General features: G+C 68.2%; 11 protein-coding genes and 1 pseudogene. 8 read left to right on the top strand and 4 right to left on the bottom strand.

From position 1 onward, the window contains the following. The first annotated feature begins 401 nt into the window (after nucleotides 1-401). The 4 genes and pseudogenes from KGQ19_RS16665 to KGQ19_RS53430 all read left to right on the top strand — a co-directional run. Nucleotides 402-1295, top strand: coding sequence for an AraC family transcriptional regulator (locus KGQ19_RS16665; RefSeq protein ID WP_212010080.1), 894 nt, complete (start codon nucleotides 402-404; stop codon nucleotides 1293-1295). Between the two features lie 134 nt (nucleotides 1296-1429). Beyond that, nucleotides 1430-1885: a nitroreductase family deazaflavin-dependent oxidoreductase gene (locus KGQ19_RS16660; protein ID WP_212010079.1), complete on the top strand. Its 456-nt coding sequence runs from the start codon at nucleotides 1430-1432 to the stop codon at nucleotides 1883-1885. Between the two features lie 29 nt (nucleotides 1886-1914). Continuing rightward, nucleotides 1915-2934, top strand: coding sequence for an aldo/keto reductase (locus tag KGQ19_RS16655; protein ID WP_212010078.1), 1020 nt, complete (start codon nucleotides 1915-1917; stop codon nucleotides 2932-2934). Nucleotides 2935-3123: 189 nt separating this feature from the next. After that, nucleotides 3124-3255: pseudogene (locus KGQ19_RS53430) on the top strand (DUF4240 domain-containing protein); the annotation flags it as partial. A gap of 62 nt (nucleotides 3256-3317) precedes the next feature. On the opposite strand, the gene KGQ19_RS16650 reads toward KGQ19_RS53430, so the two are convergent. Continuing rightward, nucleotides 3318-4286: an NADP-dependent oxidoreductase gene (locus tag KGQ19_RS16650; RefSeq protein WP_230418752.1), complete on the bottom strand. Its 969-nt coding sequence runs from the start codon at nucleotides 4284-4286 to the stop codon at nucleotides 3318-3320. Nucleotides 4287-4495: 209 nt separating this feature from the next. On the opposite strand from KGQ19_RS16650, the gene KGQ19_RS16645 reads away from it, so the two are divergent. Then, complete coding sequence (locus tag KGQ19_RS16645) at nucleotides 4496-4813, top strand: winged helix-turn-helix transcriptional regulator (protein ID WP_368862110.1); 318 nt, start codon at nucleotides 4496-4498, stop codon at nucleotides 4811-4813. 79 nt (nucleotides 4814-4892) lie between these two features. On the opposite strand, the gene KGQ19_RS16640 is transcribed toward KGQ19_RS16645, so the two are convergent. Further along, on the bottom strand, nucleotides 4893-5279 hold the full coding sequence (locus KGQ19_RS16640; protein ID WP_212010076.1) for a winged helix-turn-helix transcriptional regulator: 387 nt from the start codon (nucleotides 5277-5279) through the stop codon (nucleotides 4893-4895). 107 nt (nucleotides 5280-5386) lie between these two features. On the opposite strand from KGQ19_RS16640, the gene KGQ19_RS16635 reads away from it, so the two are divergent. Beyond that, nucleotides 5387-6268, top strand: coding sequence for an alpha/beta fold hydrolase (locus KGQ19_RS16635; RefSeq protein WP_212010075.1), 882 nt, complete (start codon nucleotides 5387-5389; stop codon nucleotides 6266-6268). A gap of 357 nt (nucleotides 6269-6625) precedes the next feature. Here the strand turns inward: KGQ19_RS16635 and KGQ19_RS16630 are convergent, their stop codons facing one another. Then, nucleotides 6626-9883, bottom strand: coding sequence for a glycosyl hydrolase family 18 protein (locus tag KGQ19_RS16630; RefSeq protein WP_212010074.1), 3258 nt, complete (start codon nucleotides 9881-9883; stop codon nucleotides 6626-6628). A gap of 398 nt (nucleotides 9884-10281) precedes the next feature. Here KGQ19_RS16630 and KGQ19_RS16625 point away from each other — a divergent pair, with 398 nt between their 5' ends. Further along, nucleotides 10282-11640: a condensation domain-containing protein gene (locus KGQ19_RS16625; protein ID WP_212010073.1), complete on the top strand. Its 1359-nt coding sequence runs from the start codon at nucleotides 10282-10284 to the stop codon at nucleotides 11638-11640. Further along, on the top strand, nucleotides 11637-12446 hold the full coding sequence (locus tag KGQ19_RS16620; RefSeq protein WP_212010072.1) for a DUF8832 domain-containing protein: 810 nt from the start codon (nucleotides 11637-11639) through the stop codon (nucleotides 12444-12446). Before KGQ19_RS16625 ends, KGQ19_RS16620 begins: the two co-directional genes overlap by 4 nt. On the opposite strand, the gene KGQ19_RS16615 is transcribed toward KGQ19_RS16620, so the two are convergent. Beyond that, a partial coding sequence (locus KGQ19_RS16615) for an oligopeptide/dipeptide ABC transporter ATP-binding protein (RefSeq protein ID WP_368862109.1) occupies nucleotides 12407-12650 on the bottom strand: 244 nt, incomplete at its 5' end. The genes KGQ19_RS16620 and KGQ19_RS16615 overlap by 40 nt on opposite strands.

Below are 12650 nucleotides of genomic sequence, written 5' to 3'. Positions count from 1 at the left end.
CAGGGCCCGCGACCATGGCTGGTTCTTTTCGCATCAGATGGCATCGGTGCCGCTGGAGAGGCAAGCCCGAACGCTGTATCCCGGATCGGGATTCCGGTAGCGCGGTCAACGGGCGCGCATCTCGGTGAGCGCGTCGTGGCCTTGACCGAGCGGATGGCCGCCCCCGGGTCCAGGAACTCGTTCCAGGACCCGGGGGCGGCCTCGGCGTCGCCGCGGCGGAGCTGAAGCGGAACGTGACCGGTACGACGCCGTCGCGACTCCGGATTTCCCGCGGTGACCGGCATTCCCGAGTTCGAACGGCATTCCCGAGTTCGAACGGCGACTAGCACGTCAGTGCCTGGTTCTTGCACGATCCTGCTGCTGGCAGGCGAGAGCCCCGGAGATCGTGTTGGAATCGTGTCATGCCTTTGGATGAGCTTCGTACGCTGCTGGAGCGGCATGCCCGACCTGGCCTGACCACAGTTGTCGAGGGCGTGCGGATCTGTCACATCGCCCCGGACGCCCAGCCGGGATCTTCGATGTCGGGCACGGTACTCGCGGTCGTGGCCGCGGGCCGCAAGCGGCTCGCCCTGGGCGATCGCGTATACGAGTACGGCGTCGGCCAGTACCTCGTGGCCTCCGCCGACCTGCCGGTGACCGGAACAGTCGTCCCGGGCCGGCCCGCGCTGGGCTTCGGGATGACGCTGGAGCCTGACGTCATCGCCGAGCTGATGGTGCGGGCCAGGCCGGGCGACCTGCCGCGGTCCACCGGCGCGGTCGGTTCGGGGATAGCGGTGAGCGATGCCCCCGATGAACTCATCGACGCGGTCGTCCGGCTGCTTCGCCTGCTGGACCAGCCGCGCGATCGCGAAGTACTGGCCCCGCTGATCAAGCGGGAGATCCTCTGGCGCCTGATGACCGGTGAGCAAGGCGAGCCGGTACGGCAGCTGGGGCTGGCGGACAGCGGCTTGAGCCACATCACCCGGGCGGTGCGGTGGATCCGGGACAACTACACGCAGGCATTCCGTGTGGAGGAGCTCGCGAGCCTGTCCGGGATGAGCGTCTCGGCGTTCCATCGGAACTTCCTCGCGGTCACGACGATGAGCCCCATCCAGTTCCAGAAGCAGATGCGGCTGCAGGCCGCCCGTCTGCTGCTGGCCACCAGCCCGCACGACGTCACCGGCGTCGGGTCACGCGTCGGGTATGACAGCCCTTCGCAGTTCAGCCGGGAGTACCGGCGCCAGTTCGGTCTGCCGCCCAGCCTCGACGCGGTCCGCATGCGCGAGGAGACGGAGCTCGTTCCCGCGCTGCCGTGAGGGCGCATCGAGGCCGGAAGAGGATCGGGCAAGAAGCCGAGACGATCTTGCTGTCGTCCGCAAGCAGATCTTGATGTGCTGGACGTATCGGGATCGGGCCGAGCCGTATGAGGCCCGCAAGCAGGAGGACAGTCATGGACGATGCCACCGTGAACGCGGTCACCCGCGCCCTGGCGATCGGGCCGCGGTCCAGCCGTGCCGAACGCACCATCGACATCACCACCATCGGCCGCAGGAGCGGTCAGCCACGCCGAGTCGAGGTGTGGTTCCACCGCGTCGCCGGGCACTGGTATCTGACCGGCATGCCCCGCCCACCGCGCAGCTGGTATGCGAACGTGCGCGCGAATCCGCGGTTCACCGTGCACCTGAAGCACGGCGTCCACGCCGACCTGCCCGCGACCGCGGTGCCGGTGGACGAGCGGACCCGGCGCCGCGTCATCACCGCGGTGCTCGACCCGCAAGCCGGCGCGGACGTGCCCGCCGGGGTCGTCCGCGGCCAGGACTTCGACGACTGGTTCGCCAACAGCCCGCTGGTCGAGATCGTGTTCGACGACGAGCGCCTGCGTGCGGCTTCCCCGGCCCAGAACTGAACACTCATCAAGGACATCAAGGAGTTCCCATGAAGTACCGCGCGCTGGGATTGACCGGCATACAGGTCAGCCCGTTCGCCCTGGGCACGATGATGTTCGGGGCGCTCGGGAACCCCGACCACGACGACTCGATCCGGATCATCCACCGCGCGTTGGACGCCGGGATCAACTTCGTCGACACCGCCGACGTCTACTCGAACGGCGAGTCCGAACAGATCGTCGGCAAGGCCCTCAAAGGCCGCCGGGACGACGTCGTCCTGACCAGCAAGTTCCACTATCCGATGGGCGAGGGGCCGAACCGCTCGGGCAACTCGCGGCGCTGGATCATGATCGCGGTGGAAGACTCGCTGCGCCGCCTGCAGACCGACCACCTCGACCTGTACCTGGCCCATCGCCCCGACCCGGCGGTCGACATCGAGGAGACCCTGTCCGCGCTGTCCGACCTGGTCCACAGCGGCAAGGTGCGCGCGATCGGCACCTCGACGTTCCCAGCCGCGGACCTCGTCCAGGCGCAGTGGACCGCCGAGCGGCACGGCTTGGAGCGGTTCCGCGTCGAGCAGCCTCCGTACTCGATCGTCAACCGCAGCATCGAACGCGAGCTGTTGCCGGTCGCCCAGCGCTACGGCATGGGCACGATGGTCTGGAGCCCGCTGGCCCAGGGCCTGCTGACAGGCCGCTTCCGCAAGGGGCGGGAAGCCGTCGCGACCGGGCGGCACGGCACGCAGTTCCCCGAGCAGAAGCTCGACGTCGTGGAGAAGCTCATCCCCCTGGCCGACGAGGCCGGATTGTCGCTGAGCCACCTCGCGACGGCTTTCACCATCGCACACCCGGGCGTCACCTCGGCGATCATCGGGCCGCGCACGATGGAACACCTCGAAGACACGCTTCGCGGCTTGGAAATCGTCCTGGACGACGACCTCCTGGACCGCATCGACCAGATTGCCCCGCCCGGCACCGACGCGGGCCCGAACCTCGTCTCCTACACGCCGCCCGCCATCGCCGAGTCGGGGCAACGCCGACGTCCGGCCGCTGAGCGCTCGGCCGCGTAGGCCAGAGGGCCGCGATCGGATCCCGTGCGGACGGCGAAGCCAGCCGCTCCGCCGGTCGACGACGACGAGTCCGCACGGGCGTCCATGACGAGGGCCCCAGACGCCACCAAGTGTGATCCAGCGCGGCAAGTGGCCGTGGTCCGTGGAAGGTGAGGATTCCGTCAGAGCGGGCTTCTATGATCCCAGGTCATGGACATCGACACGTGGTGGGGCAGCATCGAGCAGGCTCGCGCCGCGGTCGGCGATCGGGCCGACGACCGGGACCCGCCCGATGACCCGTTGCCCGGCGCACTGATCGACGTGCTCGCCACGCTGGAGCCGAACGGCTCGAAGCTCCTGCTTCTCATCCGATGTCCGCGGCCATGGATGTCAGGGTTGCGAGATCACTCGGCGACCCGGAGCACGAGCTTGCCGCGGGTCCGGCCGCCCTCGCCCTGGATGTGCGCCTGGGCGGCCTGCTCCAGTGGGAACACCGCCGCGACCTCGACCACGACCTGTCCGGCGTCGATGAGCTCTGCGATCCTCGCCAGTGCGGGGCCGTCCGGCTCCACCAGGAACGGGGTGACGCGGACCCCGCGCTCGGCTGCGGCCTCGGCCAGTTCCGGCGAGACGCCCGCCGGTATCGCGACCAGCAGGCCGCCGGGGCGCAGCACTTCCAGCGAGCGCAGTGACGTCTTGTCGTGGGCGTCGCCGACCAGGTCGATCACGACGTCGATGTCGCGCAGGACGTCCTCGAAACGGACCTCCCGATAGTCCACGGCCTCGTCCGCGCCGAGTTCGCGCAGCCACTCGTGCCGCGCGCTGCTCGCAGTGGCGATGACGTGCGCGCCCAGGTGCTTGGCGAGCTGCACCGCGAAGTGGCCGACTCCACCGGCGGCGGCGTGGACCAGTACGCGCTGTCCGGCGCGCACGTCGGCGGTGTCCACCAGCGCCTGCCACGCGGTCAGTGCCGCGAGCGGTACCGCGGCGGCCTGCTCGTGGCTCGCGGCGGCCGGCTTGCGGGCGAACTGGCGGGCCGGTGCGGTGACGTACTCGCCGTAGCCGCCGGCCGCGCGCGGGAACCAAGGCATCCCGTAGACCTCGTCGCCGACCCGCAGCGTAGTCACGCCGAAGCCGACGGCCTCCACCACCCCCGAGACGTCCCAGCCCAGCACGAACGGCGGCGCGCCCAGCACCCCGGCCATGCCGGTGCCCCCACGCGTCTTCCAGTCGACCGGGTTGATCCCGGCCGCGTGCACGCGCACCAGGACCTCCGTCGGCAGCGGCTCGGGACGCGGCACGCTTTCGACACGCAGCACTTCCGGCCCGCCGAAGGAGTCCTGGACCACTGCTCGCATCATGTTGGCAGACATGTTTCATCCCCTTGGGAAAAGTGGCGAAAAGCCGTAGATCGGCCTCTTGTCGAAGTGAGATGAAGCTATCCCCGAGAATGTGGTTACCATCAAGGGCCACTACTTCCCGTTGGAAAGCATGCAGATGAGAGGGCCCCACGGCGACCCAATGCCCGACCGGCCAGCACCCACACCACGACGTCTACACCGCGCAGTGCCCCTGCCGCGCGCTGCTCGACCTGTTGGCCAACAAGTGGTCCGCCCTGGCGATCGGCGCGCTGGAGGAGGGGCCGCAGCGGTTCGGCGCGTTGCAGCGACGGCTTCAGGGCGTCAGTCCCAAGGTCCTGACGCAGACCCTGCGGCGGCTGGAGGATCACGGCCTCCTCGACCGGACCGTCTACCCGGCCGTCCCGCTCCACGTCGAATACGCCCTCACGGTGCTCGGCGAGAGCGCCGCCGTCCCTCTCAACCGGCTCCGCGCCTGGGTCGAGGACAACGTCGACGAGGCCGTCGCGGCGCCCGCGCAACCCGCGCTGCCGCCGTCCTGACCTGCATATAAGGGTTCTGTGATGAACGTCATCCTAGCGGTGATCTGTTGACGCTGGCCTGGTTTCACGAAGGGTGCCTTCAGGACATGGAATCGAACCGGAGCCGGGCAGCCTCGATGTGGTCGAGGTAGGTGCGGGTCCAAGCACACATGCGGTTGACCGTGCTGCGCAGCGCCTGGCCCGCCTCGGTGAGCTGGTACTCGACGCGGGGCGGGACGACGGCGTAGACGGTCCTGTCCACCAGTCCGTCTCGTTCGAGGTGACGCAGCGTCTGGGTGAGCATCTTGTGGCTGATCCCGTCGACCTCCGTGCGGAGTTCCGTGAAGCGCAGGGTGCGCTGTTCGAGGACGTTGATGACGAGCAAGGTCCACTTGTTGGCCACACCGGCGAAGATCTCGCGGGCGAGGGAATCGGCGCGAGTGACGTCCGCGTCAGCCGGATCGCGGACGGTTTCCTTGGTCACCATGAGGTGCCTCTCTCACGAAAAAGTGCGTTCTTCCAGGTCGGAGTCTACTCACCTACGGTGAGTCGGTAACCAAAAGTGCCGAGCGCACCGAAAGAGTGAGTGGAGTCATGATTTCCGACCACCAGGGAGAGCCCGCCCGTACCGGCCGCGTCGCCGTCAACGGGACGAGGCTGCACTACCGGACAGCCGGGTCCGGTCCGGCAGTGGTGCTGCTGCACGGCGTGCCCAAGACCGGCTACCACTGGCGACACCTCGTCCCGAGGATGACCGCACAGCACACCGTCGTGGTGCCGGACCTTCGCGGCCTCGGTGATTCCGACCATCCGGCGGGAGGATTCGACTCCGCGACGATGAGCGATGACATCGCCGCGCTGATGGCCGACCTCGGGCACGAGTCCTACAGCGTGATGGGCGAGGACTGGGGAGCGGCGATCGGCTACCAGTTGGCCGCCAGGCACCGTGAACGCGTCAACGCGCTGGTGTTCGCCGAGGCGCTGCTGCCGGGGTTCGGCTTCGAGGAGCACACCGCCCTCACCCACGAGAACGTCTCCGGCGGCATGCACCTGTGGCATCTGGGCTTCTACTTCCAGCCGGACGTCCCCGAGATGCTGATCACCGGGCACGAACGCGAGCTGATCACCTACATGGTGAAATACGAACGCAGCCACCCTGACACCGCGACCGCGGACGCCGTCGACGAATACGTGCGCTGCTACAGCCTGCCGGGCGGCATCCGCTCGATGTTGTCGATCTATCGCGCGATGCTGGTCGACGCCGAACAGAACCGGCAGGCGGCGCAGACGATGCTGGACATCCCGGTGCTGGCCCTCGGCGGCTCGGCGTTCATCGGCGACCGGAACGAGGCCCAGATGCGGCTGCTCGCACACGACGTCACCGGTCACGTCTTCAACGCCGGGCACGACCTCGCCGAGGAAGTGCCGGACGAGGTGGCCGACGTGGTGCTGCCTTTCCTGGCCGGCAGGCTCTAGCCCTGGCGGTGGAACTCGGCCGCGGTGACGTCGGCGGGGACGCCGAGTTCGGCGGCCACCGCGGTGATCGCGGTGATTGCGGTGACGCCGACGGCATGGAGTGGCCCTGTAGTTGTCGTGGATCGCTGGTCTCGGCGGGCGAGAGCCGCGGACCTACGGGATCTCGCATCCGACCCGGCCCGCAGACCGCGCCGTTCGGTGCCTCGCCGACGACGTTCAGCACCGGCGCCTGCACAGCCCACGCCTTCCGCAGGAAGCGACTCCTTACCGGGGGCGACGGCAATCAGATCCGCCGTTGGGATCACAGTCCTGGCGCGCGGCTCCCGGGGGGCGGCGCGCCAGGGTCGGCGGATTAGGTCAGTTCATGCCGGTGGCGGCGTCGGTGAGGGTGGTGGTGGGGTCGTCGGCTTCGAGGGAGTACATCATGATCCCGCCGAGGTTCATCTGTTGGATGTACTGGCGTTTGAGGGCCAGGGTGAGGGGGGTTTCGATGCTCCAGAAGTTGGTGCCGTCGTAGACCCAGGTGCTTTCGGAGGCGCTGTCGTAGAACAGGTTGCTGCTGGTGAGCTTCCCTGCCGACTCCAGTTCCTTGTAGTCGGCGACCCCTGGTGTCACGGAGAGCGGGAACGACGCGGTGGGCCCGGTGACCGACTGGTAGAGGCCGTTCTGGCCGCCGGCCGGCACCCCGGTCCAGCCGCGTCCGTAGAACGGCACGCCCAGGGTGAGTTTGGTCGAGGGGAACCCGCCGCTGATGTAGGCGCTGACCGAGTCGTCGGCGGTGAACTTGGTGCCGAAGGCGGGGCTTTCGGGTGCGTCGTAGAGCGGGGATTGGAAGTTGGTCGGTCCGGTGGTTTCGAAGGCGCCGTGGAAGTCGTAGGCCATCACGTCGCCCAGGTCCAGCGCTCCGGCAAGGCTGGGGATGTTCAGGTTGGCGATCTCGGTGGGGCCTGCGGGCAGGGCCGCGTCGAGCAGGTAGTGCTGGCCGCCGAGCGCGTTGAGCTCGGTGCGGAACTCGTTGAGCAGCGCGGTGTAGTTCGCGCCGTCCTGCGCCGAGACGTGGTTGCCGACGTGGCCGTTGTCGCTGCCGGGGAACTCCCAGTCGATGTCGAACCCGCTGAAGATCCCGGCCGCGTCGCCGACCCCGCCTGCCGGGTCGTTGCTGATCCCGGTGGGCAGGTTGCCCTTGATGTACATGTTGATGCAGGAGGCGACGAACTTCTTGCGGGAGGCGTCGGTCGCGGCCACGTCGGAGAAGTACTTCGAGTAGGTCCAGCCCCCGATCGTCAGCAGGATCTTCAGGTTCGGGTACTTGGCCTTCAGTTCCTTGAGCTGGTTGAAGTTGCCGCGCAGCGGCTGGGAGAAGGTGTCGGCGGTGCCGTCGACGCTGGTGGCGGCGGTGTACTCCTTCTGGTAGTCCGCGAAGGCGTCCGAGGAGCCGTCGTTGCCGGTCGGGTCGGTCTCGACGCTGGACGACGCCTTGTTCGCCTCCAGGCAGGTCAGGTTGACCGGGTCGATGTTCTCGAACGCGTAGTTCAGGACCGTGAGCTTGCCGGCGATGCCCTCGGTGTCCAGGTTCTTCGGGTAGAAGGCGTTGGCGTAGGTCGACCAGCTGGTGTAATAGCCCACCCGCTGTGCCGGCACCGCGGCGTTGGGCACGGTGATCAGTTCCTGGGAACTGGTGAAGTCCGGGTCAGTCGGCCGCGTGGGAGTGCCGGTGGGGTCATACGGGGTCAGGGTGAAAGTCTGCCTGCCGGCGTTGTTGCAGGTGTTGACCGACTCGTTGCCGGAGCGCGGGTTGCCGCTGGTGGCGTTCGCGGTGACAAGGCACGCGCCGCTGACCGCGGGCAGCGTGCTGGCGCTCTGGAACTCCCATTGTCCGTCGCTCAGCGCTATGGGGAAGAACTGCTGGCTTGCCTGACCCGAGCAGTCGAAGATGACCAGTTCGCTGCCCAGGGTGGCGGCGGTGCTGTTGTGGATGTCCACGCACCGTCCGCTGGAAACGCTCTTGAGGCTCACAGTCCCGTTGGTGCTGTTCGGGATCGCCGTCCAGGCCTGGTTGGCCAGTCCGTTGCGCGAGTAGGAGTCGACCAGGGTGTTGTTGGCGGTGGCGTTGCCCTGCACGTCCATCACCCCGCCGTTGAACAGGTTCTCCATGGTGAACTGGCCGACGCTTTGCAGATAGGACACCGGGTCCACGTTCGGATCGGTCGCGGTGGCCGGGGTGGCCGGGCCGAAGAAGAACCGCTCGTTGGGGACGTTCGCACAGGCGAAGAGGATGAGCCCGCTGGCGGTGGTGGGGACGCTCTGGCCTCCGGAGACGTTCATGCACAGCGAGGGCACCAGCACGCTCTGGAATTGGAACTCGCCGTTGCCCTGGTAGACCGGCAGCCAGCGCTGGCTGAACTGGCTCGTGCAGTCGAAGAGCGACAGCGCCCTTCCAGAGCCCGGGCTGGAGGTGCTGTTGGTGATGTCGATGCACCGGCTGCTGCCGACGCCCTGGAACTGCAGTGACCCGTCCGGGTAGCCCAGCACGGTCCAGGCCTGGTTGCTCTGCCCGTTACGCGCGAAGCTGTCGATCAGGGTGCCGTTCGCGGTGCCCTGGTTGAAGGCGTCGACCACGCCGCCGGCCTGCACGTTCTCGATGACGCGTGCGGTGGGGTACAACGGGACCGCCGAGGGGCTCTGCGTGGGCGTCGAGGTCAGCTGGATCCGCACGGGCTGGTGATCGGAGGCCTGGGTGGCGATCGGGAGGGTGGCGGCGAGGCCGGCCGGGAAAATGTGGTCCGGATCGACGATGACCCCGTAGTCGAGCACGCTGCCCTGGCGTTGCGTGGGCATGTTGGGCGCGATGATCTGCTGGGTGGCCACCGCCGGAAGGGTTCCGGGCTCACGGTTGAAGTCGCCGAGGACCAGGCCCTCTTCCCCGTTGGGATTGCTGGCGTTGCGGGCGGCGACGAACGCGTTGATGTTCGCCAGCAGGCCCGGCGCGTTGGCTCCACCCCCCGACTGGGCGTGGACGCTGAAGTACCAGGTGTTCCCGATGAGGACGCCCAGAGCCGGGCGCAACGCGCCGCCGCTGTTGATCCCTCCGGGCGTCGGGATGATCACCACCCCGTTGGCCGCCCCCGGCGTGACGATCGCCAGGTTGACCCGGCCACCCGTCCACGCGCCGTTGTTCGCGTCGGTCTGCAGGTAGTAGACGTCATGGTTGACCCCGCCGGACCTCCACTGGCTGTGAACCACCGTCCGGGCGGCCGGATTGTTCGGCACGTCGTAGAAGATGCCCGCGGGCAGGGGGGTCAGCTGGTTCCCCGATATCTGAACATTGACGGTGCCCGGCGCGGCCGTCGGCGGCCCGGAACCCACTTCCTGCAGAGCCACGACCGGCGGCTGACCACCGCCCTGGTTCGGGTTGAGGATGGGGCCCACCACCGTGGTCCACTTGTTCTGGCCGTCGGCCGTGGCGCCCTGCATGTTCCAGGTCCAGGCCGGTCGATCTTGAACCAGGGCGTGCGCCGGCGCGGCGCCCACCGCCGTGAGCACACTCGCCACCATCGCCCCCACCAGGAGCAGGATGCCGGGGCGTCCCCGCCGCCGTCTCATCGAGACGAACACGAGAATCTCCTATCTGCAATAGCGTGTAATGACCTTTACACTGATATGCCATGCGCACCAGGCGCGCATGGCATATCAGCATGCGTACGAAGCGGACCGCTATCTCCGACACGGAGCCCGGCAGGCATCGGTTCGGCGGATCGCGTGAGCGGATCGTGTTATTTCTGTTCACGGCCCAGCCGCGTCGGATCGGCGCAGCAGGAGACGCCGTACCCACGGTGCTCCAATAGGCGCCCGGCTCTGGCGTCCACAGTCCGCGGAATCCGAACCGCCCACCGAGCCCACGAGAACACTGGGATGAGTTCGGCAACAGCCCGAACGCCCTGACCATCGCCACGCCAGCGCCCCGAATAGCACCTTCTTTAAGATGGCACGGGCTCGATGAAGGGTGATGACCAGTGCCTTACGAGGTGCATCAGGTGTCGGTTCGATTCGCTGGCGCAGGTGCGGGAGAAGGTGAGTTCACGTGGGGGCAGCGGGAGTGGTGGAAGGAGATGCTGCAGGACGAAAGCTGGTGGCCGCTCGGCGGGGTGGTGAGCGTGCCGCCCGGTCGGAGTCTGGGCGACCTGGTGGAGGAGACGCGGTGGCGGTTGTGTCGTTTTCCAGCGTTGCGCACTCGGGTGAAGATGGGTGCCGATGGCCGCCCGCGGCAGAGGGTGTCTCCTTCCGGGGTCTTCGAGATCGACGTTGTCGAGGTCGGCGAGGAAGATCCTGTCGTGGCGGCCACACGTCTGGCGGCGCAGTACACGGACACGGCGTTCGACCACGAGCACGACTGGCCCATGCGGATGGCCGTGGTGTGCCGGAACGGTCAGCCCGCCCACGTTGTGGTGCTGGTCAGCCACTTGGTGATCGACGCCGCGGGCGTCAGGGCACTGGTATCGGAGACAGAAGCGCGCCCTGAGGTGCCACCGAGGGGCCAGACCTCGCTGGAACAGGCGGCCTGGCAAGCTTCGGCAGCCGGTCGGCGACAGAACGCTGCGGCGCTGCGCTACTGGGGCGAGGTACTGAACGCGGTTCCGCCATCCCGGTTTCAGAATCCCCACGGACCGCTCAGCGCCGGGATCTGGCACGGGGCCTACGACTCCTATGCCCTGCTCCCGGCCGTGCAGGTCATCAGCGAACGCAGCGGATTCGATCTGCCGACGGTCTTCCTCGCTTTGTTCGCGGTCGCCATGCACAGGGTGCGTGGCGTCGACCCTGTGGTAGTGCGTCCGGTGGTGGACAACCGGTTCCGCCCAGGGCTCGCGGATGCGGTGTGTACGGCCGCGCAGCATGGCGTGTGCTTGATCGAGGTCTCCGGCATCGCGTTCGAAGAGGTGCTCCAGCGCGCCGCCCGGTCAGCGCGTACCGCCTTCAAGTACGCCTACGTCGACCCGTGGGACGTGGAGGTGCTCATCCAGCGTGTCGAGATCGAGCGAGACGCCGCACTCGACACCCATTGCCGGTTGAACTACCGGTTTCGTGCAGGCACGGCGCCCGAGTTCGCCCCGGGGCCGGTGCCGCCTGGCACCTTCCGTTGGTTGGACGGGAACGATGGTTCACCGTTGAAGCATCTCACCCTGCAGATCGACAACATTCCCGGCGGTGTGAGGCTGGGCCTGCACATCAATACGGCGGCGTTCGCTCCTGACGATGCTGAGACTTTGGCGCGAGTGATGGAGTCTGTCGCCGTGTTCGAAGCCAGTGGCGGTGTGGATGGGCAGCGTCCCGACGACCGCTCAGGCTCGATGATCATGGATCTTGATCGGGGGTGAGCTCCTTTCCGGCCCGGCGGGATATACCCCGTGAGGGTATAGTCAGGGCCAGCACCCCCGGCGACCACTCAGCACATGAGGCCGGAGCAGTCCCCGGCGGGTTACAGATCTCGCAGGACGGCAACACACTCGACCTCGCGGACACCATCCTGGAACCCGGAACCTCGCTGCTCCGATTCCGGATCCTGGGGCCCGACGGCGACCCCGTCACCGACTACGCCCCGATCCGCGACCACGACGACACCTGGTCGGTGCGGCTCGATCTCCCCGAAGCCGGGGCCTACCGCGTCTTCACCGTCGTCTCTCCCCGGGGGCTCGGCCACACGATCACCCTCGGTGCCGACCTGGCTGTCAGCGGACTGTACGAACCGCGCCCCACACCGCAGCCCGCCGGCCTGTTCACCGTCGACGGCTACCAGATCGAGCTGACCGGAGACCTCGTCGCCGGAGAAGGCCGCAACCTCACCATGACCGTGACCCGCGACGGGCAGCCGGTCACCGGCCTCCAGCCCTACCTCGCCGCCTACGGTCACGTGGTGGTGCTGCGCGCCGGCGACCTGGCCCACGTCCACGTGCACCCCGACGGAGCACCCGGCGACAGCGTGACCGAACCCGGCCCGGACATCTCCTTCCACGCCGTGGTTCCCGGCCGCGTTCACCCTCGTCGCGTGCCCGCGGGCAGCGCACGCTCACTGATCCGCCCCGGGCGCTTCGTCGTGACAGGTGTACGTCGCCTCAAGCCTCGCTTAGTCCGCGGCTTCGGGGTTCAAGTCCCTGACCGCGCCGATCCGCCCAGCGGCCGGTGACACGCGACCGCCCGGCCCTCACCGATCGGGGTGAGCGGCGGCTCCTGGCGTGCGCACTGCTCGTCGGCCAGCGGGCACCTGGTGCGGAAGCGGCAGCCGGAGGGCGGGGCGAGCGGTGAGGGTTGTTCGGCGGCGACGAGGCCGGCGGCGGGGAGTGGGCGGCCCGGTTCCGGGACGGAGGCCAGTAGGGCGGCGGTGTAGGGG

The organism is Catenulispora pinistramenti, assembly GCF_018274385.1.
Lineage (GTDB): Bacteria > Actinomycetota > Actinomycetes > Streptomycetales > Catenulisporaceae > Catenulispora > Catenulispora pinistramenti.
The sequence above is the reverse complement of the archived record's forward strand: the minus strand, read 5'-3'. Positions and strand labels throughout refer to the sequence as shown.

Excerpts from the sequence above, each read along its gene's own strand:
- KGQ19_RS16665 (WP_212010080.1), top strand. The coding sequence starts at position 402 with ATGCCTTTGGATGAGCTTCGTACGCTGCTGGAGCGGCATGCCCGACCT.
- KGQ19_RS16660 (WP_212010079.1), top strand. The coding sequence starts at position 1,430 with ATGGACGATGCCACCGTGAACGCGGTCACCCGCGCCCTGGCGATCGGG.
- KGQ19_RS16655 (WP_212010078.1), top strand. The coding sequence starts at position 1,915 with ATGAAGTACCGCGCGCTGGGATTGACCGGCATACAGGTCAGCCCGTTC.
- KGQ19_RS16650 (WP_230418752.1), bottom strand. The coding sequence starts at position 4,286 with ATGTCTGCCAACATGATGCGAGCAGTGGTCCAGGACTCCTTCGGCGGG.
- KGQ19_RS16640 (WP_212010076.1), bottom strand. The coding sequence starts at position 5,279 with ATGGTGACCAAGGAAACCGTCCGCGATCCGGCTGACGCGGACGTCACT.
- KGQ19_RS16635 (WP_212010075.1), top strand. The coding sequence starts at position 5,387 with ATGATTTCCGACCACCAGGGAGAGCCCGCCCGTACCGGCCGCGTCGCC.